Genomic DNA, 24,985 nt, shown 5'->3' on the forward strand with positions numbered 1-24,985 from the left:
CCGGGATTTCATCTCGAACGAAACACGAAAAAAACACGCGAATGAGGACATTCGCGTGAGATCAACAAAACGATTAGTTAAAGTAGTTGAGTGGATTGACACTGTTTGCAGCAGAAGAAGCGCTGTAAACGTAGTTTCCCCGGTGCATTTCAAAATGAAGGTGTGATCCAAAAGAGTTTCCGGTATTGCCGATATTCCCGATTCTTGAACCCTTGGCGATCTTTTGTCCGACGGAAACAGCTCGGCTACTCAAGTGAGCATATACCGTCGTATAAGATAACCCGTTGACTGTATGTTTCATCATGATGTGGTTGCCGTAAGCACCATAATACCGTGATGTGATGACCGTACCGGCAGCAGACGCATAAACAGGGGTACCGGTCGGAGCAGCGATGTCGATTCCATTATGGAATGTGTAACCATACGTGCCGCTAGCGGCACCGTATCCTTGTGCGATTCGTCCGCTAGCAGGGCGGGAAAAGCCGCTTGATGCTTTTGACGCAGTTGTGACACTGTATTTTTTAGCGTATGTAGAAGAGATGTAACGTGATGTACCACCGTAAGAAATTTTTGTCCATGAGCCGGAAACACCTAGATAATTGAAAGTTTGTCCTGAATTGACACTACCGACGACCTTGTAAGCGGTCGAAGGGCCCGTCCGAACGCGTAAGCCATCTGCTGTTACTTTTACTTTGTACGTTGTCGCTGCGTCAACTTTTTGGGTAGTCGTTGTAGCGAAACCTGAAACCATCAGTGCTGTCATTGTCATAGTTGTAATCATGCGTTTCATGTAGAAGTTCCTCCTAGAAGTGTGAAAGGCGACGGACGATTATGTAAGGGAACAAGCCCTTTCAAAGTTGTAAGATACAGAGCATTATGTATTTAATATGTATAAATATTTTCTTGATAGAATGATTATAGCATCGCGAATAACACAGAAATATTTCAGTTTCATTGCAAGATTATAGTTGTATAACATATATTGTAATGGTAAATATTTCATTTATAAACTAAATTTAATTTTAACAAAATAGAATCAATAAGATGTTTTTTGAATAAACATAAAAAAACGTGACGATGCAAAAAAACGCATCCTCACGTATATAGGAAAAAAGACTTAGTTGGAAACAGGTGCAAAAACGGTCAAATGTTGACTTAAGACCTGAACGGTAATCGGAAGATGTCCTGCCGTATCGCCATCCGCGTTGATCGGGAGATGTTCTTTCGAATCGATACGGACTTCTTTTGTCGTAAAATAATCGACTTGATCGGCATCTGCGATACCACCTGTCAATAGTTTCGGTAACGCTTGAAGAGCATCAAAGAAGCCAAGCTGCTTGATGATGAAGACATGTAATAGTCCATCATCGACACGTGCTTCCTTAGCAAACGATTCGAAACCTCCAACTGAATTTGTCAGGGAAATGATTAAAAGCGGTGTTTCACCGTCAAATGATTTTTCGGTTGCCGTCAATTGAATCGGATAGGGACTATGATCTTTAAACGCTTTTAATCCTTCGATGAAATAAGCGACAGAACCGAGTGACGTTTTTTGCTCGACACTGACTTCTTCGACAGCTTCAGCGATCAATCCGACAGCGATGACGTTCATGAAATAATGATCATCATACTTTCCGATGTCCAGCGGACGAGAAGGGGCGTCTTCTAAAATACTGATGGCTTCTTGTGGATCAGTCGGAATGTTCAAGGCACGTGCTAAGTCATTGACCGTGCCGAGTGGAACGATACCGAGCGTCGGGCGGTAGTCTTGTTCCGCGATCCCCGTGATGACTTCATTGACCGTTCCGTCTCCGCCCATGGCGACAACAGCATCGTATCGTTCCTGAGCGGCCTGTTTCGCGAACTGCGTCGCATCCAGTTCTTTTTCTGTAAAGCGGACATCGACTTCCGTAAATCGTTGTGCTAACGTACCTTCAGCAAATTCCGCATGTTTTTTCCCGAGTTCTTTCCCAGATGATGGATTGATGATCAGCATGACTTTTGACAAGTTCAGTTCCTCCTTTGAATCTAACTCTTTCTATTTTCCCAACATGACCTAAACATAATCCTAGACAGAAAAAAACCTTGCACATCACTGGAATCGTGATGTGCAAGGGGGGAGATCACATTATCGACGCGCGATTGGTGGCGGTGAAGCTTCACCTGCTGCAGGACGGACCACTTCTTCTTCGTCCCAACACTCTGTATTTTCAATGCCAAGTGCTTTTGCGGAGAAGACAGGGTCAAGTCCTTGTTTCCGTTGTTCTTGGTAATCATTGATGACTTTAAGAGCGATTCCACCTAGAAGTGAGATGGCTGTCAAGTTGATCAATGTCATACCCGCCATGAAGAGATCGGCAAAGCTCCAAACCATCCCGAGGCTGAGGACGGAACCGATGAAGACAAAGGCCATCGTGGCAATCCGGAAGCCAAAAATCGCAGCCGGACTCTTTTTGATGAATTCGATGTTCGTTTCACCGTAGTAGTAGCTGCCGACGATCGAACTGAAAGCAAACAGGAAAACACAGATGGCGATGAAAGCAGGTGCGATTGCACCAAGTTGTTCACCTAACGCATTTTGTAACATCTCGATGCCTTCGCCGTTACCAGACGCATAACTATCGCTGAGTAAGACGATGGCAGCAGTTGCCGTACAGACGATCAACGTATCGAGGAAAACACCAAGTGTCTGGAGGAATCCTTGTTTCGCAGGGTGTGAGACTTCAGCCGCAGCAGCTGCGTTTGGTGCTGATCCCATACCGGCTTCGTTTGAGAAGAGACCACGCTTGACGCCGAGTGAAATCGCAGCTCCGACCGATCCACCGAAAGCCTGTTCGATTCCGAAGGCACTCTTGAAGATCATCGCGAAGACACCAGGAAGTTCTGTCAGGTTCGTAACGACGACGAAGAGAGCGGCGATGAGATAAAGTGACGCCATGACCGGAACGACGATCGCAGAGAACTTCGCGACACGGTGGACGCCTCCAAAGATGACGAGTCCTGTTAAGACGACGAGTACGCCGCCGACGACGGCTTTGTTGACTCCAAAGGCGTTATCAAATGCTGCTGCAATCGTGTTTGATTGAACCGAGTTGAAGATCAGACCAAATGTGACGGCGATCAAAATCGCAAAGACGATACCGAGCGCCCGGTTTTTCAAACCTTTTTCGATGTAGTAAGCAGGTCCGCCGCGGTAAGCATTTGTTTTTGTATCGCGGACTTTATAGACTTGAGCAAGTGTACTTTCAATCAGTGCTGTTGCTCCACCGAGTAAAGCGACCATCCACATCCAGAACACGGCACCCGGTCCACCGAGCGTGATGGCAATCGTCACACCGGCTAGGTTACCCGTACCGATTCGTGTCGCTGCCCCGATGAAAAACGATTGGAGCGATGTGATGCTTTCTCCTTCGTCATCCGTCGTTTTTTCATTTTTATCGAGTGTCACCCGGAACATTTCTTTTAAGTACCGGAACTGAATGAATTTTGTCCGAATCGTAAAATAGATGCCGACTCCGATCAGTGCCGCGATTAAGATATAAGACCATAATAAGTTGTTCGCGAAATCGACTCCTGATTGTATTGCTTGTTGAAAGGCATCCATGTGAAAAATTCCTCCTAAGATTTTTTTGGTGAAGATAAAAAAGCTATACGTTGAATTATACAAATTTTCAGATAATTAGCAAGCTAAATTTGAAACTTTTTTTTGAAATCTAATTAGATTAATTATTCATTTTATAGAAGAGATGGTCATTTTAAGTGATTAAAAAAGACCTGTCATAATTAATATGACAGGTCGAAAATGGCGCTGCTAGAGGGTTAGAAGCTTACTCTGACAGGAGAAGTTGTTCATACAAAACATCAATCCGTGTCGACAGCTGTTCACGTAACAAAAAGAGTTCTGAAACTTTAATCAAATCTTGGGTGATGTCTAATTGCTGAGCAAGTAGGGCGACTTCCGCTTCTAACCGTTGAATGGCCTCTTCAAGTTGTGGACTCGTCAACGGAGCCTGGATCAGATTTTTCTGCTGACGACCCGTGGACAATGGTTTATGCGTGTTGGTAGTCACAGAACGTGCCTGCCGTTTAGAAGAAGCATATTCATAAGAACCGTGGAACACTTCGATCGTCTGATCGAGCCATAAGGTTTTCGAAAACAGGCGATTTAAAAAATAACGATCGTGGGAAACGGCGATCAACGTTCCGTCAAAGGATTCCAGAGCCTCTTCTAAGGCGTCCCGCGAATCAATATCCAAATGATTCGTCGGTTCATCTAAGACGAGTACGTTCAGATCGGAATGGACTAAAATGGCTAGCATCAGACGCATGCGTTCACCACCACTTAATGCCGTGACGGGCAAGAAGACACGAGGTCCAAAAAAGAGAAACTGGGCGAGGCGTTGGCGAGCAGTTCCTTCATCAACGTGGATCTGTGAGCGGAATACATCAATCAAACGGTCCGTATCAGGAAACGTAATATGCTGGGACAAATAACCGATTTTGACAGAGGGACCACGTAAGATCAGACCTGTCGTCGGCTCGATCTTTCCGAGTAGCAGGTGCAGGAGAGTCGATTTACCGCTTCCGTTTGCGCCGACGATGGCCAATCGATCTTTTGCCATCACTTCAAACGTGACGGACTGGAACAGTGTACGTTCGGAAAAGGAAACCCCGACGTCCTCTAACCGATAGACGGTTTGGCTGGTCTTGCCGTGTGCCGAAAAAACGAGGTCCGGAGTCTCGGCTTCGAGCTGTGGACGTTTGATCCGTTCGATCCGTTCAAGTGCCCGTTCCATTGACTTCGCTTTTCGAAACAGTTTTTCACTCGGCGGAGACGCTTCGTTCGCCCACTGCCGCAGGCGGCGAATAGCATCCTTCATTTGCTTGATTTTTTTTTGTTGTTCCTGATAAGCATGAAATTGTTCGAGCAAAAGACGTTCTTTCTCCGAAACGTAGAACGTATAGTTTCCCCGGTACAAATGAAGGTGTCCGTCCTCCAGTTCAACAACCCGTGTCACGACACGATCAAGGAACACCCGGTCGTGCGAGACAAGGAGGGCAGCGCCTGCATAACTCGTTAAAAAGGATTCAAGCCATTCGACGGCAGCTAAATCAAGATGGTTGGTCGGCTCGTCCAGAATCAGAAGGTCCGGCTCCACAAGTAACATTCGTCCAAGACAAATCTTTGTCTGTTCACCACCACTCAGTTGATGAAACGGACGAGAGAGGAGCGATTGAAGGTGAAGCCCGTTGATCATCCGTTCGACTTTTGAATCAAGTAAATAACCACCTTGACGTTCAAACCTTTCTGTCGCTAGCGTATAACGTTCGAGTAGCTGGTCCAACTGCTCGATTTCCGTCGCCATTTGTTGTTCGAGACGTTGTAGGGAATGGCGTAAATCAACTAATGAGGCAAATGCGGTCCATAAGACATCCAGACCTGTGAGCACGTGATCAAACTGCGGAAGCTGCTCGAGATACCCGATCGTCAAACCACTTTTTTGATACATCGCACCCGCATCGGGTGAATCGAGTGTGGCGATCAACCGTAAAAGTGTCGTTTTTCCACTTCCGTTTCGACCGATCAATCCGATACGGTCGTGTTGTTCGATAAAGAGGGACACATCCGTTAAGATGTCGTCACCTCCGAATTGTTTAGTAAGGTGTTGCAGGTCGCAAATCATCATCTAGAAATTCCTCTCTAGCGCATCAAAAAAGGAGAGCGCAAACAGCACTCTCCTACAGACGGTGGAAGATACGCTTTGCTTTATTTTTCAACTATGGAGTTCCTTTAAAAAGGGCAGACGTGTCCCTTAGAACGCCATTCCATGAAAAATCGCGCGTAACAGATACAGTTGTTCGATCAGCCAATCTTTACACGCAGCAAAACCCATTCCTCCACACCACCTTTTCGTTTTCGATAGGTTCATTTTATCATGGACGCGCGAACAGAAGAAAGAGATATTTTTATTTGAACCAACCGGCAATCGAGTTAAAGAAACTGCTGAGGGCATCAAATAATTTAGCAAAAAAGCCTTTTGTTTCTTCCGAAGTGGCAAATGCCTGAATGTCCTGCCCCGCATCTTTTAGACCACTCTCGATTTGCCCCCAGTTCAGGTCGGCTTGCTCCATTTGATTGAATAATCCGGTCAGGCGATCCATCTGCGCATCTGACAGATTGATGTTATTGTTTTGGATGACTTGGACGATGACGTTTTCAATCTCGACTTTTGTTTCCGGTTTTTGTTTTGCGATTTCGGCTTTGATTTCGTTCATCAAATCGGCCACTTTATCGGTCCCGACCGTCTTTCCGACGTCTGAAGTCACGGAAAGTTCTTGTTGGGCAAGATCTTTTCGCTCATCCGTCAGTTTAATGCCGGTCTCCGCCGATGTCTGATCGTATGCTTTCATGATACCGGTCAACGCGGACGTGCCGGTTACTTTATAAGGAGACGTGATGGTAATGTCGGCATCCGTCACGCCTGCCGTCACGAGGGCGTTCAAGTACATGTCTTTTGTCACCCAGGTGATGTTTTCAGTCGCGACCGACAGTCCGTCTCCCTTTTCAGCCAGTTCAATTTTGGCCGAAGAATACATTCCGCCACCACGTTGCGACTGGGGGATGTTTTTACCAAGGTATTTTTCTTCGTCCGCCGATGTCGCGATGATCGGCGTGATGCCTTCCGGTGCATTCAGGCGCGACAGGACCCATGCTTTGTCTTTGGCACCCAGTGATTCGCCGAGCGTAATAATCGTTTTGTCGACGATTTGCTCAGCCGAGGCAGCCGTCGGAAGCAGTAAAGTCGTAGCAAGCAATGCAGATGCCGTCCATGTCATTGTTTTATTCATCATCATAAATTCCTCCGTAAGTTAAGTATCAGGTACTAAGTTCAGTCTAATCGACCGTCTTCAGAAGAGAATCGGTCTCAAGGACGAGCGGACGTCCACCTTCCGCCATGTTCATTGTACAAAAAAGGGATGGAAATGACGAGAAAGGGTCAATTAAACGTTAAATCATGCTAAAATCAAAACAAATCAAATAGCGACCACTAGGGGAGTCAGTAGGCTGACTGAGACGACGAAGACGTTCGGACCCTTTGAACCTGATTAAGTTTGGACTTACGGAGGGAAGTGGCGTGAACCCTTCTTTATATGAGGTCTTTTCACGTCATACCTGACATCGGGTGTGGCGTTTTTTGATTAAAGAAGGGGGAAACGACATGACATTCAGTGAAGAAATTCGACAAGCAGCAAGACGGTACTGGGACAGTAGTTTTACCCATCCGTTCGTGACGGGCATCGCGGACGGGACTTTACCGGAAGCGAAATTTCGCCATTACGTCTTACAGGACGCGTATTATTTAAAACATTTTGCGAAGATTCAAGCCCGCGCGGCTTCGAAAGCCCACGATTTTGCGACGATTGCTGAACTGGCCGAGCATGCGACATCGACTTACGCGGCAGAACTGAGTCTGCACCAATCGTTTTTTGAACTGCTTGAAATCTCGAACGATACGTTGGCTGAGTTCGAACCGGCACCGACAGCATATGCGTATATTTCGCATATGCACCATGCAAGTGAAGGAACGCTCGGGGAGACCATCGCTGCTATTTTACCGTGTTATTGGCTTTACTATGAGATCGGACAACAATTACAAGCAGCGACACCGGCTTCACCGATTTATCAACAATGGATTGAGACATACAGTTCGGAATGGTTCGAGCGGGTCGTCTTTGAACAAATCGATCGTCTGAATGATTTGGCGGAGCGGGCAAGTGCCGAAGAACGGGAACGGATGAAACAACATTTCGTCAAAAGTTGTTATTACGAATTGATGTTTTGGCAGATGGGCTGGACGGAAGAGACGTTTGAGCAAACGTATCGTCAGACGATCGAGACCCCTTCGTCGACAGGAAAGAATAGGGAGCTAAACTAAAGAAAAACATTAAAAAACTGAACGATCCCACCTTGGAAAAGGAGGATTCGTTCAGTTTTCTTTGTCTTGCCAGTCGGTAAATTATTTTTAGCTGTGGCGTTCGATCAAATCAGCAAGGCGCTGTTTGACGGTAGCAGCGTTACGTAACTCCTGATTCGATAGCGACAGCGTCGTCATCGTTTCGTCAGCTCCCGCCATCTCACTGAACAGTGAGCCTAAGCTATGGGCACGGCGATCGATTTGTAAGACGATCTCAATACCGGACCGGTCTTGCAGCATGATGACTTCGATTTCATCAAGCTTATGCGCATAATGTGTTCCACGCGCTGAATATTCGAGTTCTTGGGCAATCGGCAGATCTTTTCGGAAACGCCCCGGAAGTTTTTCTGTATCGGCTTTTTTTAAACGGAATCCGAGATCTTCCATCGCTTCCAAAATGACCGATTGGAGGTCGTTGGCTTTGACGACGACGGCATCATGGTCGGATGGATCGACGGCTTGTGCGATATCGAGACCTGTCTCGATCCAGGATTTGGACTGACTGACAGACAGAGGGGTATTAAAAGGGACTTGAAGCGTAAACGGAATTTCCCGTTCGACGCCAGCTTCGATCGTAAAGGCCGCTTCGTTTAAAGCGAACCGGTCGAGTGTGAAAGTCGTAAAGGCCGTGTTGTCACCGACTTCTTCTTTATATTGAGTGTTAAAGGCGAGGTAAATCCGGTCGATTTCCTGATCGACGCTACCACCTTTGATGTGAACGACACCTTGAATCGTTCCACCGGGTTCACACTGGTCTTGTTCAAGTCGTGTATCGACCGTCGCGGCACCAATACCGATTTGGGAAAGAATTTTTTTGAACATGTTGTTTTCCTCCTTCAGGAATGAAGTAATCGTTTTTGAAATAAAGCTGACTTGCTTGTCGAACGGGAGTGAATTTGCTACAGTTTCGAAAGAACAAACAAAAAAGGACGGGACGATACGTGGAATTACACCAACTAAAAGATTTGCTTACCGAAAAACTGCAAGCCACATCCCTCATACACGCGACGATTAGCGGACCGCGTCTCAAATCGAATGATCTACGTCGAATCAAGTTAAAACCGATTCTATTAAGAGATACGTATGCGATCCAATTAGAGTTTCAACATGAACGGATCATTAAGCATGAGAATTTAAGTATAGAAGACTTTATTTTACGAATGGACGAATATTTTGATGAATTTCGTCAATTTTTATTTCGATTCGAGACGGAAGAACTGCAATTTCAATTGTCGAAGAAGATGAAAGTATCGCTTAAGACGACGGTCAAAGAACGTCTGCAAGCCGAACTATCGCATAATCGGAAGAAAAGTCATTTGTTAGAAGACGGAATACCGGTCCCCTTTTTGATTCGTTTAGGAGTCATGACGGAAAATGGACAAGTCAAACGACAAAAATACGATAAGTTCAAACAGATCAACCGGTTCCTTGAATTCGTTGAAGACAGCATCACGGCATTACCGACAGGACGAACGATACGGATTTTAGACTTTGGATGCGGAAAATCGTATTTGACGTTTGCTTTGTATCATTATTTGAAGGTCGTCAAAGGATTTGATTTGAACATCACGGGTCTGGATCTCAAAAAAGAAGTCATCGAAGAATGTACAGAAATCGCGGGTGATCTTGGATATGATGATTTGACGTTCCGCGTCGGTGACGTCCACGACTACGATCAAGAAACGGAAGTGGACCTGATGGTGACGCTACACGCATGTGACGTCGCGACGGACGTTGCCTTAGCCCGTGCCGTCGATTGGAATGCCTCCGTCATTCTCAGCGTACCGTGTTGTCAAAAGGAACTGAATCGGCAACTGGAATGTTCACCGCTTGATGTGATGCTTCAACACGGATTAATAAAAGAAAAATTTGCATCGCTTGCGACCGATTCAATTCGAGCGGAATTGTTGACGCTCGTTGGTTATGAGACTCAACTGTTAGAGTTCATCGATCTTGAGCACACACCGAAGAATATCTTGATCCGCGCCTATAAAAATCAGAAACGGCCATCAGAAGAAAAAATCGATCGGTATCTGGCTTTTCGGAACCTGCTTCAAGCACAACCTTACCTCGAACGTGAATTAAGCGACAGACTTGGACAGATTTCATCGAAACTCGTACAATAAAGAAGACAACGAAATAAGGGGGAAATAATACAATGGATTTTCAAATGTATTTTGAAGATGTCGTTCAGACGGCACGTAAAGAAGCAGCAGCTGCAGGTTTTGAAGAACTGACGACTGCTGAAAGCGTCGAGGAGGCAATGAAACGTGAAGGACTGACACTTGTCCTCGTCAATTCGGTTTGTGGATGTGCAGGGGGGATTGCTCGCCCTGCGGCAGCCTACATCAACCGGATGGAAGGTGTGAAACCGGATCATTTCGTGACCGTTTTTGCAGGACAAGACCGGGAAGCAACGGATCGTGCACGTGAATACTTCGAAGGATATCCACCATCATCACCATCATTCGCCTTGATGCAAGATGGAAATATTCTTTCAATGGTCGAACGGTTTGATATTGAATCCTTTACGGCAGAAGAAGTCGTCGAGAAGTTAGAATCATTGATTGAAATTTACGCGTAATCCATTAAAAGCGCTGTTTCTGCATCTGGAAACAGCGCTTTTTTGTATGAAGTCGCTACCCTACTCATTCAAAAAGACACCAAACGAAAATAATTGAAAGCGTTATCAAAAAAATATTTACCGGAAGATAACAAAGAAAATACAAGTTTTATGCATTATTTATATATAATTATGCTTTACAATGAATAAATATTCGTATATTCTAAAAGCAATAAATCAGGTCGAACTTTTTAGTATTGAATTAGAAAAAAACATAAGTCATACTATTGTTAAAGTTCTGACAATTGAGCGTTGGAAGGGGAATTTATTGATGAAAAAATTAGTAGCAACGGCAATGGCAGGCATTCTCGCCGTCACGATGGCAGCATGTGGCGCATCAGAAGAATCAACAGGCGGTACGACAAAGACGAGTGACAAAGTATTGACGATGGGAACGTCGGCAGATTACTTCCCATTTGAATACATCGATACAGCAAAAGGTGATGACATCGTTGGTTTTGATGTCGCAATCGCCAAGGAAGTCACAAAAAATCTCGGGTATGACCTGAAAATCGAAGACATGGAGTTCGGAAGTCTGCTCGGAGCACTCAGTGCCGGTCGTGTCGACTTCGTCATGGCCGGTATGACACCGACGGATGAACGAAAAAAGAATGCGGACTTTACGGATATTTACTTTGAATCGAAAAACCTTATCATGACAAAAGATAAAGCGATCAGTGCAGATGACGAACTAAAAGGGAAAAAAATCGGGGTTCAACTCGGATCGATCCAGGAAGCATTAGCGAAAGATCGTTACAAGGACAGCGAAGCCGTTTCGTTAAACAAAATTCCGGAAATTATTCAAGAATTGAACACAGGACGGATCGATGCCTTGATCATCGAGGATGCGGTTGCCGTCAAATATATGGATCAAGATGATTCGTTGAAAACATACCAAATCAAGGAAGATGGTCCAACGGGTTCTGCTGTTGCCTTCAAAAAAGGGGACAAGATGCGTGACGAGTTCAATACGGAGTTGAAAAAGATGATCGACAACGGGGATATCGATAAACTCGCAGAAGAATGGTTCCAAAAAGAAGCAAAATAAGAGTAGTGCATAGGGGTGGGGGTAACCCCATCCCTTTTGTGCGACGTTAGGAGATTGGTTATGATAGACTTTACAAAGATTCAAGATTCAATCCCATATATTCTGCAAGGAATTCCGGTTCTGTTTCAAGTTGTCGTCGTCGCGGCCATCGCTGGGATGATCATCGGTATCGTCGTCGCGGCTCTCAAAATTACGAAAAGTAAGCTTCTTCGATTCGTCGGTCACGCCTATACGGCCGTGTTTCGTGGGACACCGCTCATCTTACAGCTGGCCATCATTCATTTTGGATTGCCGCAATTGACCGGGTACGTCACGACCGGGTATCAATCGGCGATCATCGCCTTCTCCTTGAACTCAGGCGCCTATATCTCGGAAATCATTCGGGCCGGGATTCAAGCGGTCGACCGCGGACAATGGGAAGCAGCGGATGCCCTTGGTATTCCTTACATGAAACAGTTACGGTCCATCATCCTGCCGCAAGCCTTTAAAAACATCTTGCCGGCCATCATGAATGAATTGATCACATTGACGAAGGAGTCGGCGCTGATCTCGACGGTTGGTGTACTTGACGTCATGCGCCGGGCACAAGTCGTCGGTGGAGAAAAAGCATTATACTTTGAACCGTTGTTATTTGCAGGATTCGTCTATTTCGTGCTTGTCATGGGATTGTCCTTGATTGGTCAACAAGTCGAAAAAGCTATGAGAAAGAGTGGGTAATCAGATGGAACCTATGATTCAAGTTACCGATCTATATAAACAGTTCGGAAAATTAGAAGTATTAAAAGGCATTACGACAACGGTCGGACGGGGAGAAGTCGTTGCCGTCATCGGACCGTCCGGGTCAGGGAAATCAACCTTTTTACGATGCATCAATCTGTTAGAGAAACCAACCGGAGGTACGGTAAACGTCGCTGGTTTTGAACTGACGAAACCAAAGGCAAATATCGCGAAAGCCCGTCAAAATATCGGAATGGTGTTTCAACAGTTTAATCTCTTCCCGCATAAATCGGTGCTCGATAACTTGATTTATGCACCGATCAACGTGTTGGGGTTATCGAAGGAAGATGCCGTCAAACGGGCAGAGGTGTTACTCGAACGCGTCGGCTTGTCAGAAAAACGGGATAATTTTCCGAATCAGCTGTCCGGTGGACAAAAACAACGGGTTGCGATCGCCCGTGCGCTTGCGATGGAGCCCAATGTCATGTTGTTTGATGAACCGACGTCAGCGCTCGATCCGGAGATGGTCAATGAAGTGCTCGACGTCATGAAACAGCTGGCCGAAAGTGGGATGACGATGGTCATCGTCACGCACGAGATGGGTTTCGCAAAAGAAGTTGCCGACCGTGTTTTATTCCTCGATGAAGGGATCTTGATGGAAGAAGGCAGTCCCATCGAATTGTTTGATCATCCGAAGACCGATCGGGCAAAAAAATTCTTAGAAAAAGTATTATGATGCAAAAGGGGCTGACTCAAAAGTCAGCCCCTTTTTAAAAGAGGAGGACGTATGTTGATCAAGGAAACGGAACAGTTTGTCAAAACATTTCATGCGAATGATTTTTCAGGACATGATTATGCCCATATCGAGCGTGTCCGGAAGATGGCGTTACGGATTGCAGCCCGTGAAGGGGGAGACGTCCGAATCATCGAACTCGCGGCACTACTACATGATGTAGCAGACAGCAAGATCGGTGGAACGAGTTCACGGGTCGATTCGTATCTGACACCCCGTGTATCGACGACCGACCGTCACCATATCCTTGACATCATCAACAGCATGTCCTTTAAAGGGGGAGACCGGCCGCCGATGCAAACGCTCGAAGGAAAAATCGTCCAGGACGCGGATCGGTTGGATGCGATTGGGGCGATTGGTATCGCCCGGACGTTTCAGTTCGCTGGACAATTCAAGGAACCGATGTATAGACCTGAATTAACCGCTCGACAAGCGGGAGACCGGACGAGTCCGACAAGTGCCTTGCATCATTTTGAGGAGAAGTTGTTACGGTTAAAAGATTTGATGAACACGCAAACGGCCAAAACGATGGCGGAAGACCGCCACGAATATATGGTGAAGTTTGTGGAACGTTTTAAAGAGGAGTGGAGCGGCGATTGATGGCAACAAAACAGAGCTCCATTCCATTGTTGGAACGGAGCTCTGTTACTTAACTTAAGATGACGGCGGTAATCAAACCGAGTGAAGCGAACAGACCGACGATGGCGCCACCTTCCTCGTGAGCTTCCGGCATCATCGTCGAGGCAAGCATCGCGATGATCCCTCCACTCGCAAAAGCGCCGATCATCGCAAATTGCATGTCAGGCAACTCAGCTAGGATCGAGTAACCGGCAAGCGAAGCAAGAGCGGAAATCAACCAGACGAGTCCCCACATCACAAGTATTTTTTTCTTGGAAAAACCATCTTTTTGTAAGCCGGTCGTACTCGATAGTCCTTCCGGAATATTGCTGACGAAAATCGCGGCGACGAGAGCCGCACTGACGTTTCCGGACAGTAGACTTGCCCCGATCATGATCGATTCCGGAATCGCGTCCAGAATCGTCCCGAAGAAGATCGCCGTTCCGGTGCCTTCATTCCCGCCGGATGACCGTTTTCGTTTACTCGCTCCACGCGAAGAGACGAACATGTCAAACGCCGTAAAGACTAATGAGCCGACGATGAAGGAGATTCCGACGACCATCGTCGTTGACTTATTTAAAGCCTCATCGAGCAATTCAAACGTCGCGGCCCCAATCAGAATGCCTGTTCCAAACGACATGACATAACCGATCAACCGTTGTTTCAGCGGGACGAATAAACCAATCAAGGCCCCAATGACGACGGCGCCACCGGCAATCGCCCCCCACATGAATGCTATTCCCATCCAATCCATCTCCTTGTCCAATCGATTACCTGTATTACTATTTTCCTAAAAAAATGATTGATAAACATAGCTAGTTAAAAAAGAATAAACGAGCCTGGAACCAAAAAAGTCTCCCGTCGACGAGACGAGAGACTGACTGGCTCCTTAAAACGGTTGTTTATTTAACCAATGTCCACCATCGAGGGCGATACATTCCCCATTTAAGTACCGTGCTTGATCGGACAGCATCCACGTCGCCAGGTCGGCAATTTCTTCCGGGGTCCCGAAGCGTCCGAGGGGGACGTTCCGACGGATCCGTTCCGCATGTTCCGGGGACATGGCGAGTTTGTCGGCACCGCCAGTCCGTTCGATCGGTCCCGGGCTGATGGCATTGATGCGCGCTTGATATTTGTATCCCCATTCAACAGCCAAGGTTCGCGTCAGATTCAAGACGCCTGCTTTTGCTGCTGCGCTGGGGGCGACCCCGGGACCTGCCTGCCAGGCGTAGGAAGCGACGATGTTCAGAATCTGTCCACCCGAGACCCCATCTTCTTGCCAGCCTTTGACGAGGGCATGGGAACAGTTAAACGTCCCGTTCAGGACGATATCGATGACCGTTTTCCAGCCGTTTGGCGATAATTCATCCGTCGGGCAGATGAAATTACCCGCAGCGTTGTTGATCAGCGCTTCGAGTCGACCAAATCGATGCCGTGTTTGATTGACGGCTGCCATGCACGCTTCCGGATCACGCACATCCATCTGGATGACGGCATGTTCTCCTTGGATTTCCTGCAACGCGATGTCCATTTGGTGTAATCGGTCTGCATCCCGACCGGTCACGACGACATTCCAACCGGCTTTTTTTAAAGTAAGAGCCATCGCTTTGCCCATTCCGCTCGTGCCACCCGTTACGAGTACTGTTTTTGTCATACATAAAACCCCCTTTATGAACTGAATGAATAGCCATTCAATTTATGTATTCAAAAAAGAAGGAGCAAACTCCTTCTTTTGTCGTGAATTATTCTACTGCTAACGCCGTGTTCGTCAAGACAGGAACCACTTGTTTCTTACGTGAAACGACACCTTCTAGATAGAGAAGGTGATTTGTCGCATCGATTCCGAAGGCACGTTCGACAAGTGAAGCTTCCGGTCCGAGGACAAGAGCAACGGAGTTGTTCGTCAAGATGTCCGTCACGAGTAACATGTACAAATCAAGGTCTTTTTCAGCGATCAATGATTCGATCCGTGCTTCGAGTTCTTCTTGACGCAATAGGACTTCTGCCGTATCGACCGTGTTCGCCTGTGCGATCTCGACTTTGAAAGGTCCCATCGTAAATTCTTTTGCATCAAGCGCAATCAATTCATCGATTGATTTTTTCGACAAGTCCGCACCGGCCTTGAGCATATCGAGACCGTAGACGTTGGCATCGACACCTGCAATCATTGCGAGTTCACGTGCTGCGATGACGTCTTGTTCCGTGCATGTCGGTGATTTAAATAATAAGGAGTCCGAGACGATGGCAGACAACATCAAGCCGGCAATTTCGGGTTTGATGGCGACACCGTGTTCTTTATACATCTTGTTTAAAATCGTTGTCGTACAGCCGACAGGTTCAGCGCGATAATAGAGGGGATCAGACGTCTCGAAATTGGCGATCCGGTGATGATCGATGACTTCTGTCACCGTGACGGCATCGATGTCATCGGCACTTTGTTGACGTTCGTTGTGATCGACGAGAATGACGTGTTGCGCTTCTTTTGATACTTCTGTCACAAGGCGAGGGCGTGCCACTTTGAAGTAGTCGAGTGCAAATTGTGTTTCACCGTTGATGTCACCAAGGCGAATCGCTTCCGCGTGAACACCGAGTTCTTTTTTTAATTCGGCATAGGCGATCGCTGATGCAATCGTATCCGTGTCCGGATTTTTATGACCAAATACTAAAACTTTTTCCATGTGTATTCACTCCTAAATGATTGATGTCTCGCCCATTAGTGTACCATAAGTCCGATTTAGACGGCGTCCATTTTGACGAGGATCCCAGCGATTTTTTCGCTCCAATAGGGATCAGAGGCATAAAAGACGTTCATCCCGCCTGCCTTGTTCCCAAGAAAAGCACCTCGGTAATACTTCCCGTCTTCAGCCAAATAATCCCGGGCGATGAAACGGCCGGTCTTCCGGATTGAATCTTCAAAAGACGTATAGGCAGTCGCATTTTTGCCTGGAGCGATATCGGTCGCATTGACGCCAAACAGATTAAATTTATCCTGCGCAATTTCCGAGCGTCCATAATTGGATTCATGAATCGCATGGGCGAGCAGATAGGCGGCATTGATCTTAAAATCACGTTCCACTTGCTTGAATGTTTTGCCGGTGCCGATCAGCGGGCTGTCCGGTGCATTTTTCCGAATGTACGCATCAAGTTGTTTAGCGGTCAGGTCAGTCGCTTGACGTAAGTCTTTTGTCAGTGTTTTTGATTCCACGTACTTCGTCGTTCGTTCCGGTAACGAGGCAGGTGCTTGACCGGCTGTGATCAGTCCGCCGAGTCCCGCATCCGCGACGATGTAATGTAAGAGACGGTCGCCTTGTTTTTCATAGTAGGACTGATGACTGGATTGTTCAATCGGATAAAGCGTCAAGCGATCCGACGCGACGTAACCGGTCAGACCGGCAATCTCGATTCGACTGACCGAGTCCGTATACGCCAGCAGGGACAACCGGCTACCGGGCGCGACATAGGTTTGACGTTTTTTTAGCGAACGATCGGCATAGATGTTTAACGTTTGACCGGCATCGACAATCCCGATCCCACTTCCGGTCAAGTAGAGGTAACGATCATCGGATGTTCGTTTGACCGCACCACGTCGTTCGTTGAGGAATGTTTTCGCTTCGTCAAAGGAATCAAATTCTTCTTCTTGGATGACCTTTCCGTCACGGTAGAGTTCAGCGATATAAGGGGAGGCCGGAGAAAGAATCGTCTGGGGTTTGTCCCGCAGCAGCACAAATAACAAGATGCCGAGCAAAAAGAAAAAGAGTAGTCCTTTCAGAGAGCCTGTTCGACGGACGGGGCGAGTCGGGCGGATGATACGTTTAGTCAAAAAATCACGTCCTTCAAAAAAATCAATCGACAATCTGGGTAAAGAATAGGTAATCTAACAAAGAATGGAGGGGAATCTGTGGTTATTGGATATCGAACATTAAAGACCGCCGTCGCAGCGGCACTCGCCATGTGGATTGCGGAGAGGATGCAGCTGGATTATCATGTGTTTGCCGCCATCATCGCCATCCTGAGCATTCAAGCGACGCGGAAAAAATCATTCCGTGCCTCGTATGAACGGATCATGGCCTCACTGTTGGCAATCGGGATTGGGTTTGTCATCTTCGAAATCATCGGTTATCGACCGATCGCGCTTGCACTTTATTTCATTTTATTTCTTCCGCTCACCCAACGCCTCCGTCTTCAGGACGGTTTTATTACCAGTGTCGTCATTCTGACCCATCTCTACACGGCCCGTCAACTGAACCTTGCCATCTTCTTGAATGAGATTTATTTGTTACTGATCGGGGTTGGCGTCGGACTACTCGTCAACATGTATATGCCGAGTCTCGACCGGACGATCTCAGACCGCCGTCGCCAAATCGACCAACGGATTGCCGCCTTGTTTTTCGAAGTAGCGGCCGCAATCGAGACGGGACGGATCAATCAACATTCGTTGACGTTACACGAAACGGAACGGTTATTGAAAGAAGGGAAAGAGGCATCCTTAAAACGGATGGGGAATGCAATCGGCAGACGAAATGACGACGAAGACTATTCCTACTTCCGGATGCGGGAACAACAATTTGAACTGTTGAACGGGATTGTCCGGAACGTCGATGACCTTGTCCTTGTCGTCGAAGAAGGAAAAAAAGTCGCCGACCTGTTTCGGACGATTGGTGACAATGTCCGACCAGATGCCGACGCAACGTTATTTTTGACAGAATTAGAACGATTACTCGAAGAATTCCGGGCATCGCCGTTACCGACGACGCGGGACGAGTTCGAAGTCCGATCCGCGCTGCTCCACATGTTGCAGGAAACAGAACAATACTTACAATTGAAACAACGATTTGTCGATCAGAAGAGATAAAACATCGTCGATGCAAAGGTTCCAATCAGGAAAATCGCTAAAATCGTAATCGTCGTCCATTTGATGATCCGTTGTTGTTTTGATGGTTTTGACATACAAAAACCACTCCTTTCGAATGAAATGTGATTATAGCCATTGTACAAACAACGCTTCTGAAGTGCAAATCGACCTTAAAATGGTATACTAACAAAGCGCTAGATGAACTGATAAATCGAGGAGGAATGCAACATGGTCAATGAGCAACGTGTGCTCGACACATTTTTAGAATTGGTCCAGATTGATTCGGAATCAAAAGAAGAGGCCCGCATCTGTGCCCACTTGAAAGACACATTCACGGCACTTGGATGTGACGTGTTTGAGGATGATGCCTCAACGAAAACCGAACATAAAGGAAATAATTTGATCGTCACGCTTCCGGCAACAAAAGAAGGTGTCGATAAAATTTATTTCACTTCCCATATGGATACGGTTTTTCCAGGTCAGGGAATCAAACCAATCATCGAGGATGGATACGTCAAGACGGACGGTTCAACGATTCTTGGAGCCGATGATAAAGCCGGACTGGCTTCATTAATCGAATTGGTTCATGTCTTGAACGAAACGAAACAACCGCACGGCAAGATTCAATTCGTCATCACGGTCGGCGAAGAATCTGGGTTAGTCGGTGCGATGGTCTTGGACCCGTCTAAAATTGATGCCGATTATGGGTTCGCCTTAGATTCAGATGGAAAAGTTGGAGACATCATCACGGCTGCCCCGACACAAGCCAAAGTGAATGCCAAAATCTATGGTAAAACAGCGCATGCCGGTGTTGCTCCAGAAAAAGGGATTTCAGCGATTACGATTGCAGCCAAAGCAATCGCTAGAATGCCGCTTGGTCGAATCGATGAAGAGACGACGGCCAACATCGGACGTTTCAGCGGTGGGGGACCATCAACAAACATCGTCTGTGATTATGTCGAAATCTTTGCGGAGGCCCGTTCGCTTGTCGCTCCGAAAATGGAGGCGCAGACAGCGAAGATGAAAGCGGCGTTTGAAGACGTGGCAGCTGAGTTTGGTGGACGTGCGGAAGTCGAAGTCAAAGTCATGTATCCTGGTTTTAAATTCGAAGCAGGGGATCAAGTGGTCGAAGTCGCGAAGGCGGCAATCACACAACTTGGACGGACTCCACGTCTTTTACAGTCTGGTGGCGGATCAGATGCTAACGTCATCGCAGGATTCGGTATCCCGACGGTTAACCTGGCAGTTGGTTATGAAGATATTCACACGACGAACGAAAAAATGCCGATTGAAGAACTCGTCAAAACGGCAGAACTATGTGTGACATTGGTCGATTACATCACAAATAAATGATGGAACACTAAAAAGAGTGTACCGCGACATTGCGGTACACTCTTTGTTCGTTTACGATTAAGTTAATTGAGGACGTTCGAAATATTCCATTGACTCAAGAATTAGTTCTTCCGTACATAGTAAGACCGTTGCGATTTCTTGAAGTTGAATCGATTTTCCGTATTGTTGCCGATAGTTCTCGTTCAATAAACGAGCAGCCTGTACGACACGTGCATAAGTCCGTTCGATTTTGGTCATGGAAAAACCACCTTTCGAATCAGTATAGGTTCATTTTAACATGCTTTTGTCTGAGAAAGGTGTATTTTGTGTATAAAAAATGCTAATTTTGTGAAAAGGGGAAAAAGATGGAATTTTATTTTTTAGGGACAGGTGCAGGGATGCCGTCAAAACAACGGAATGTCTCATCAATCGCACTCCTGCATCCGAAAATGACATGGTTGTTTGATTGTGGAGAAGCGACACAACATCAGATGTTGCATAGCCCGATCAAGCCGCGGAAGGTCAGTACGATTTTTATCACCCATCTGCATGGGGATCATATTTTTGGACTGCCTGGTTTTATCAGTACACGAGCAGCACTTGAAGGAACGACACGATTGACGATCTATGGTCCAAAAGGGTTGCGAGAATGGTTGGAAGCGACCTTACGCGTGACAGGAACGTACTTACGTTATCCGCTCGACATCATTGAAGTCGAAGCAGGGCAAACGTACCAACAAGAAGGATTTCGAGTGACGGTCGAAGCACTGGAACATCGCTTTTTGGCGTATGGCTACCGTATTGAAGGGGAGGAAGAAAAAGGAGCATTGCTTGTCGAGGCGTTACAAGAGTTAGGGATTCCGTCTGGTCCACTCTATCGACGAATCAAGCAAGATTCGATGTTTGTCTTTGACGGGGTCGAGTATCAGTCAGCTGACTTTTTAGGAACGCCCAAACCGGGTGTGAAATTAGCTATTTTAGGAGATACAATACCTTGTGCCGGAAGTATCCGCTTGGCGCAAGAGGTCGATGTCCTCGTGCATGAGGCGACATTTGCTGATTCGGAAGAGGATCACGCCGGACGGTTCGGCCATTCGACGGCGCGGCAAGCAGCAGAGATTGCAAGGCAGGCACAAGCAAAAAAATTACTGTTGACGCATATTTCTGCTCGATACGTCGATCAGGAACAACGATTGGAAGCGGAGGCACGGGAAGTATTTCAAGAGTCATACCTCATGATGGATCACCAATCTGTCGTGATTAAGGGGTAAACAACATGGACTTTCTCATCCAATGGTCACTCTTTTTGTTGGCAAGCATCATTCTTGGTTTCTTTTTAGAAAAACGAACGGAAAAAGAACAGTATTTGTATTTGAAGTTTGTTTTTTATGCCTGTTTGGGAGCGGTTTCGTTTCCGGTATACGACATCCAGCTTCCGCTTGGCATCATCATATTTTTGATTGTCTTGCACCCGAAGAAAAATTCGCGTTATAAACGGTATATGGCCTTATTCGGATTTCTTTTTTTCCTGCTCCAATTAATTCTAGGACCGTTCGATACGTTTACACTTCGAGAAGAAACCCAGCAAATGGGTCAGGTCACGATCACGGACGAATCGTTTGATACTTTGATGGATCATATCGATCGGCGGATCGGGGATGATTCGTTACGACTGGAGCAAAGTCAATTGTTGTTTGATCAAGGTGGTAATCTGCGAAATGCAACGTTTGAATTGATCGCGAAAAGTCCCAAACGATTCATCCGGTACGAGGTGTCGTATCAAGAAGTCACGGGGACCTTAACGTATCGGCCGCGGGAAGAAGTATTGACACGTTCCTTGGAATCGTATTATCAAAAGTTGATCGATGCGTCGGCCTCGTTTCAGACGTTACAGACGTTGTCGATCAAACAGATTCTACACGAATCAAAAACGCCCTACGTCGAAATGGACCTCGATGGTCTGTACGAAACGTTCAGCTTACAGGATGCGACGGTATTGTTGATCAATGACAAAGGAGAATTGACTCCTTACGTCAACACAGGAGAAGATGTCCTCGCGAACGCTATTCGCCTGACCTATCTACGTTCTGACGGGCAATCGTTACAAGATAAAAAAATTCTTTTATATAATTATAGTTTTGAGACATCCAGACGAAAGGGAGTCGTACGATGAAAAGATGGATCCTTATCAGCGGTATCGTCCTGCTTGCAGGATGTGCGGACCAATCAGCAGATCAAGCAGCTGAACCAAAGACGTGTGAACGGTCGGTCGAAGTATCGGTAATCGATCATGCGCATGATAAGACGCTATATGAAAAAGACATGTGTCTCAAGGCATCCGAGACGGCGCTTGATGCGTTAGAAGAAACGAATCTTCCGGTCGTCAAAACCGGTAAGGGTGAGATGACTTATGTGACGGCAGTCGACGGCATTCGAGAAAAATCTGCCGGAGCGGGTAGTGGCTGGGTATTTGGTGTCAACGAAAAACCGGGACAAGTCGGTGCAGGAGCGTATGAACTAAAAGACGGTGACCGACTGGAATGGCGATTTGAAAAAGATGCAATGGCTTATTTTCAGTAAGGCAGAACGGGAGCGACTTCATCCGCTGAATGTCGCTCTTTTCGTAGTGGCGATGTTATCGGTCCCGTTCTTTCTACACACACATCTTAGTATGTTATTGCTACTAGTAGGACATGTGTTATTTTTCATCTGGCTTCGTCAGTGGGGAATCTTTCGTTATTTGTGGTTGCCGCTGATTTATATCGGGATGATGTACTTCCCACTTCTCGGTGGAGGTGCAGTTGACTCATATGGAATCTGGCTGACCGGTTTGAAGGTTGCCGTGTTCGTGACATCGAGTCAGCTCACCTTTACGTTGGTTCGGTTGGAACAGATGGGTCCTTTGTTTCGGATTTTGCCGCGTCTGACCCGTTTGACCGGGATGGTTTTAGCCATCTTACCGTCGTTACTACGGACTTGGCCGGAAGTGAAGATGAGCCATCCGAATCAGCCGTTAGCAGTCAAGATGGAACGGGTCGCACTCTATCATCTTTTACCGATTGAAGCGGTCCCAAGTGGATTACGACACTTTAATCGGGCTGATTTTTTCATGGGCCTACTAATCGGGATCCTGTTTTTATTGATGAGGACGCCCCTTGCACCCGGAGCCGCTGCTTTTTTGCCCGTACTGCTGATTTTCTCAAAAGGAGGGATGCGTGATGCCTACTATCATTACAAACGAAAGCGGCTCGCTTGAGTTACTTGAACAATTAGCCGGTGCCGCTGGGGCACAGGTCCTGTATCCTGACCGTTTGTTACATGGTCGCGTCCGGGACGTACTGGCGACGAATAGTTTGTTTGTCGCGGGAGAACTGGCGACGTTACTTGGGTTAGAAGCTTTTTTTGATCGGGAGACAAGTGAACTGTCTTCCGGAGAACAGCAACTGGTGTCCCTTGGACATAGCTTGTCTTTTTTGCCCAAGGTGATTTTTTTAGCAGAACCCTTTTTATTTTTGGACCAGGTCCGCAAAGCCCGTTTGATGGCTTTGTTTAAAGACATCGAACAGCGATTTTCGTGTCACATCACCTACTCGGTGACACGGCAACAACCGTTGATCCGGAACCCTGTGCCGGAGCCTGTCATCGGGCCGGTCATCGACGAGATGTTTCGGATTCAACACCGGTATCCGTTACAGACCAAATATGCGTTATCGATCGAACGGTTATCCTTCCACTCAGGCGAGCGGGTCGCCTTGATTGGTGCCAACGGAAGCGGGAAATCAACGCTGCTGCGTCTGCTGCTAGGGGTCGATCGTCCTCTTTACGGTAAAGTGAAGCGGACCGGTGACAAACGCTACCTACCTGCACACCCGGCACTTGCACCTGCCGTGAGCGAACGAACACTTCCGTTCACCGAACAGAAACACCGGTTGTTGGAACAAATCACTTGGACGGAAGCAGCCTATTACTTTGATGAACCGACAGCTGGTTTGACGGATTCACAACGGATGCTCTTTATTCAAAAAATGTCTGAACATCCGCAGGCATTAATCGTCTTGGCGACACATGATCCGGATGTGATCATTCATGCCACTCGAATCGTCTATCTTGTACAAGGTGAGATTGCATTTGACGGTCCGACGTCGGTGTTCACCCAGCAGAGCAGGTTATACGCATGGGATTGATCCTATCCGCAGTCGTCGCCATCAGTGTACTTATCCTTCGTTTTGAGTCCCGTCCGGTTTCTGAACCGATGCTTCGTTTCGTAGCGCTCGTCACGGCGGCCGCAATCGCAGGACGGCTTGTGTTTTCCGGTATCCCGAATGTGCAGCCGGCAACAGCATTAGTCCTCTTAGTAGCGGCTTGTGTCAGTCCGGTGGTCGGAACGATCGTCGGCCTGCTTGTCGTCGTGTTGACGAGTCTGTTTTTAGGGAGCGGTCCGTTTGTATTGTTTCAAATCATGGCTTACGCAGCGATTTGTCTTGCTTGTCTCCTGCCGGGCATGCAACTCAGGTGGATGTTGTCGTTGTATGGTCTAGTCGCCGGCTTTTTGTATGGATGGATCAGTAATTTAGGTTTTTTGATTTTTACGGATTTTTCGCGAGAGGCGTTTTGGACGTTACTGCTGTCAGGGGGTGTGTTTGACCTGATGCATGGCGTCTCGAATCTGATTTTCATCTGGTTGTTACACCCGATTTTTTTACGGATTTTGCATTCGTTTGACGGAAATCAGGGTACATAATAAGTAATCCCATTAGATCGGAGTGAAGCGTGATGATCGGTTCGGCGCTGTCCATAACTTATCTCGTGTTGTTGTTACTTATTGCGGGTTTCGGTCTGTTATTTGGAAGTATTCTGTTGCTGAAACAAACAATTCGGGGACGCTATGCGGGGTTTTACCTGATTGCAGCCGCGATTTTTCCGGCGGCGATGCTCATCCATAGATGTCAACTTAAGAAAATGACTAACTTCTTTTGAAAGATGGTATGGAATACTAACCCTACGAGAGGAGTTTTTTATATGCCAG

Annotated in this window: 27 protein-coding genes and 1 riboswitch; of the genes, 16 read left to right on the top strand and 11 right to left on the bottom strand. The window is 46.8% G+C overall.

The features are described 5' to 3' along the window. Nucleotides 1-73: 73 nt before the first annotated feature. The 5 genes from KNQ13_RS06535 to KNQ13_RS06555 form a co-directional block, all read right to left on the bottom strand. Nucleotides 74-790: a peptidoglycan DD-metalloendopeptidase family protein gene (locus tag KNQ13_RS06535; RefSeq protein ID WP_026831074.1), complete on the bottom strand. Its 717-nt coding sequence runs from the start codon at nt 788-790 to the stop codon at nt 74-76. 327 nt (nt 791-1,117) lie between these two features. Further along, a complete protein-coding gene (locus KNQ13_RS06540; protein WP_014969909.1) occupies nt 1,118-2,008 on the bottom strand; it encodes a diacylglycerol/lipid kinase family protein in 891 nt (296 codons plus the stop codon). A 120-nt stretch (nt 2,009-2,128) separates the two neighbouring features. After that, nucleotides 2,129-3,604, bottom strand: a complete 1,476-nt coding sequence (locus KNQ13_RS06545) for an alanine/glycine:cation symporter family protein (RefSeq protein WP_026831075.1) — start codon at nt 3,602-3,604, stop codon at nt 2,129-2,131. Between the two features lie 223 nt (nt 3,605-3,827). Beyond that, nucleotides 3,828-5,687 (bottom strand): ribosomal protection-like ABC-F family protein, encoded by a 1,860-nt coding sequence (abc-f, locus tag KNQ13_RS06550; protein WP_051590521.1) that lies wholly within the window; start codon nt 5,685-5,687, stop codon nt 3,828-3,830. Between the two features lie 280 nt (nt 5,688-5,967). Then, the gene (locus KNQ13_RS06555; protein ID WP_026831077.1) at nt 5,968-6,852 is read right to left on the bottom strand and encodes a DUF1002 domain-containing protein; all 885 of its coding nucleotides are present in this window, start codon (nt 6,850-6,852) and stop codon (nt 5,968-5,970) included. 189 nt (nt 6,853-7,041) lie between these two features. After that, nucleotides 7,042-7,147: riboswitch (TPP riboswitch) on the top strand. A gap of 73 nt (nt 7,148-7,220) precedes the next feature. Between KNQ13_RS06555 and tenA the strand changes: the two genes are divergently transcribed. Then, nucleotides 7,221-7,937 (top strand): thiaminase II, encoded by a 717-nt coding sequence (gene tenA / locus KNQ13_RS06560; RefSeq protein WP_034774552.1) that lies wholly within the window; start codon nt 7,221-7,223, stop codon nt 7,935-7,937. Nucleotides 7,938-8,024: 87 nt separating this feature from the next. On the opposite strand, the gene KNQ13_RS06565 is transcribed toward tenA, so the two are convergent. Beyond that, nucleotides 8,025-8,798 carry a sporulation protein gene (locus KNQ13_RS06565; protein WP_026831078.1) on the bottom strand — a complete coding sequence of 258 codons (774 nt, stop codon included), beginning with the start codon at nt 8,796-8,798 and terminating at the stop codon, nt 8,025-8,027. A gap of 119 nt (nt 8,799-8,917) precedes the next feature. Between KNQ13_RS06565 and KNQ13_RS06570 the strand changes: the two genes are divergently transcribed. From KNQ13_RS06570 to KNQ13_RS06595, 6 genes are all read left to right on the top strand, one after another. Next, nucleotides 8,918-10,102, top strand: a complete 1,185-nt coding sequence (locus tag KNQ13_RS06570; protein ID WP_014969916.1) for a class I SAM-dependent methyltransferase — start codon at nt 8,918-8,920, stop codon at nt 10,100-10,102. Between the two features lie 32 nt (nt 10,103-10,134). Beyond that, nucleotides 10,135-10,560 carry a BrxA/BrxB family bacilliredoxin gene (locus KNQ13_RS06575; protein ID WP_014969917.1) on the top strand — a complete coding sequence of 142 codons (426 nt, stop codon included), beginning with the start codon at nt 10,135-10,137 and terminating at the stop codon, nt 10,558-10,560. 310 nt (nt 10,561-10,870) lie between these two features. After that, nucleotides 10,871-11,647, top strand: a complete 777-nt coding sequence (locus KNQ13_RS06580; protein ID WP_014969918.1) for a transporter substrate-binding domain-containing protein — start codon at nt 10,871-10,873, stop codon at nt 11,645-11,647. Nucleotides 11,648-11,707: 60 nt separating this feature from the next. Continuing rightward, complete coding sequence (locus tag KNQ13_RS06585) at nt 11,708-12,364, top strand: amino acid ABC transporter permease (protein WP_026831079.1); 657 nt, start codon at nt 11,708-11,710, stop codon at nt 12,362-12,364. A gap of 13 nt (nt 12,365-12,377) precedes the next feature. Continuing rightward, nucleotides 12,378-13,100 (top strand): amino acid ABC transporter ATP-binding protein, encoded by a 723-nt coding sequence (locus KNQ13_RS06590; protein ID WP_014969920.1) that lies wholly within the window; start codon nt 12,378-12,380, stop codon nt 13,098-13,100. Nucleotides 13,101-13,151: 51 nt separating this feature from the next. Further along, nucleotides 13,152-13,757 (top strand): HD domain-containing protein, encoded by a 606-nt coding sequence (locus tag KNQ13_RS06595; RefSeq protein WP_014969921.1) that lies wholly within the window; start codon nt 13,152-13,154, stop codon nt 13,755-13,757. Between the two features lie 49 nt (nt 13,758-13,806). Here the strand turns inward: KNQ13_RS06595 and KNQ13_RS06600 are convergent, their stop codons facing one another. The 4 genes from KNQ13_RS06600 to KNQ13_RS06615 form a co-directional block, all read right to left on the bottom strand. Continuing rightward, nucleotides 13,807-14,520, bottom strand: a complete 714-nt coding sequence (locus KNQ13_RS06600) for a ZIP family metal transporter (RefSeq protein ID WP_026831080.1) — start codon at nt 14,518-14,520, stop codon at nt 13,807-13,809. A gap of 144 nt (nt 14,521-14,664) precedes the next feature. After that, nucleotides 14,665-15,429, bottom strand: coding sequence for a 2,4-dienoyl-CoA reductase (gene fadH, locus KNQ13_RS06605; protein ID WP_014969923.1), 765 nt, complete (start codon nt 15,427-15,429; stop codon nt 14,665-14,667). A gap of 88 nt (nt 15,430-15,517) precedes the next feature. Then, nucleotides 15,518-16,453, bottom strand: coding sequence for a manganese-dependent inorganic pyrophosphatase (locus tag KNQ13_RS06610; RefSeq protein WP_014969924.1), 936 nt, complete (start codon nt 16,451-16,453; stop codon nt 15,518-15,520). 56 nt (nt 16,454-16,509) lie between these two features. Further along, the gene (locus KNQ13_RS06615) at nt 16,510-17,595 is read right to left on the bottom strand and encodes an N-acetylglucosaminidase (protein ID WP_026831081.1); all 1,086 of its coding nucleotides are present in this window, start codon (nt 17,593-17,595) and stop codon (nt 16,510-16,512) included. 78 nt (nt 17,596-17,673) lie between these two features. Between KNQ13_RS06615 and KNQ13_RS06620 the strand changes: the two genes are divergently transcribed. Then, complete coding sequence (locus KNQ13_RS06620) at nt 17,674-18,627, top strand: aromatic acid exporter family protein (RefSeq protein WP_014969926.1); 954 nt, start codon at nt 17,674-17,676, stop codon at nt 18,625-18,627. A 228-nt stretch (nt 18,628-18,855) separates the two neighbouring features. Next, nucleotides 18,856-19,980: a M20/M25/M40 family metallo-hydrolase gene (locus tag KNQ13_RS06625; RefSeq protein WP_026831082.1), complete on the top strand. Its 1,125-nt coding sequence runs from the start codon at nt 18,856-18,858 to the stop codon at nt 19,978-19,980. A gap of 57 nt (nt 19,981-20,037) precedes the next feature. Here KNQ13_RS06625 and KNQ13_RS06630 read toward each other — a convergent pair whose 3' ends face one another. Further along, a complete protein-coding gene (locus KNQ13_RS06630; RefSeq protein ID WP_014969929.1) occupies nt 20,038-20,217 on the bottom strand; it encodes a hypothetical protein in 180 nt (59 codons plus the stop codon). Between the two features lie 107 nt (nt 20,218-20,324). Here KNQ13_RS06630 and rnz point away from each other — a divergent pair, with 107 nt between their 5' ends. Genes rnz through KNQ13_RS06665 form a run of 7 tightly spaced genes read left to right on the top strand, consistent with a single transcriptional unit; the run spans nt 20,325 to nt 24,936 of the window. Next, nucleotides 20,325-21,230 carry a ribonuclease Z gene (gene rnz / locus KNQ13_RS06635; protein WP_026831083.1) on the top strand — a complete coding sequence of 302 codons (906 nt, stop codon included), beginning with the start codon at nt 20,325-20,327 and terminating at the stop codon, nt 21,228-21,230. Between the two features lie 5 nt (nt 21,231-21,235). Continuing rightward, the gene (locus KNQ13_RS06640; RefSeq protein WP_014969931.1) at nt 21,236-22,132 is read left to right on the top strand and encodes a hypothetical protein; all 897 of its coding nucleotides are present in this window, start codon (nt 21,236-21,238) and stop codon (nt 22,130-22,132) included. Then, complete coding sequence (locus KNQ13_RS06645; protein ID WP_026831084.1) at nt 22,129-22,539, top strand: DUF4430 domain-containing protein; 411 nt, start codon at nt 22,129-22,131, stop codon at nt 22,537-22,539. The genes KNQ13_RS06640 and KNQ13_RS06645 overlap by 4 nt, the downstream gene beginning before the upstream one ends. Further along, entirely contained in the window at nt 22,517-23,215 is a 699-nt protein-coding gene (locus KNQ13_RS06650) for a hypothetical protein (RefSeq protein WP_014969932.1), read from the top strand. The genes KNQ13_RS06645 and KNQ13_RS06650 overlap by 23 nt, the downstream gene beginning before the upstream one ends. Then, nucleotides 23,178-24,143 (top strand): ATP-binding cassette domain-containing protein, encoded by a 966-nt coding sequence (locus tag KNQ13_RS06655; RefSeq protein WP_081578943.1) that lies wholly within the window; start codon nt 23,178-23,180, stop codon nt 24,141-24,143. The genes KNQ13_RS06650 and KNQ13_RS06655 overlap by 38 nt, the downstream gene beginning before the upstream one ends. After that, nucleotides 24,134-24,700, top strand: coding sequence for an ECF transporter S component (locus tag KNQ13_RS06660; protein ID WP_014969934.1), 567 nt, complete (start codon nt 24,134-24,136; stop codon nt 24,698-24,700). Before KNQ13_RS06655 ends, KNQ13_RS06660 begins: the two co-directional genes overlap by 10 nt. A 32-nt stretch (nt 24,701-24,732) precedes the next feature. Further along, nucleotides 24,733-24,936, top strand: a complete 204-nt coding sequence (locus tag KNQ13_RS06665; protein WP_209548212.1) for a hypothetical protein — start codon at nt 24,733-24,735, stop codon at nt 24,934-24,936. Nucleotides 24,937-24,985: the final 49 nt, after the last annotated feature.

It is taken from the genome of Exiguobacterium sp. s128 (assembly GCF_018618815.1).
GTDB classification, from domain to species: Bacteria; Bacillota; Bacilli; order Exiguobacteriales; family Exiguobacteriaceae; genus Exiguobacterium_A; species Exiguobacterium_A antarcticum.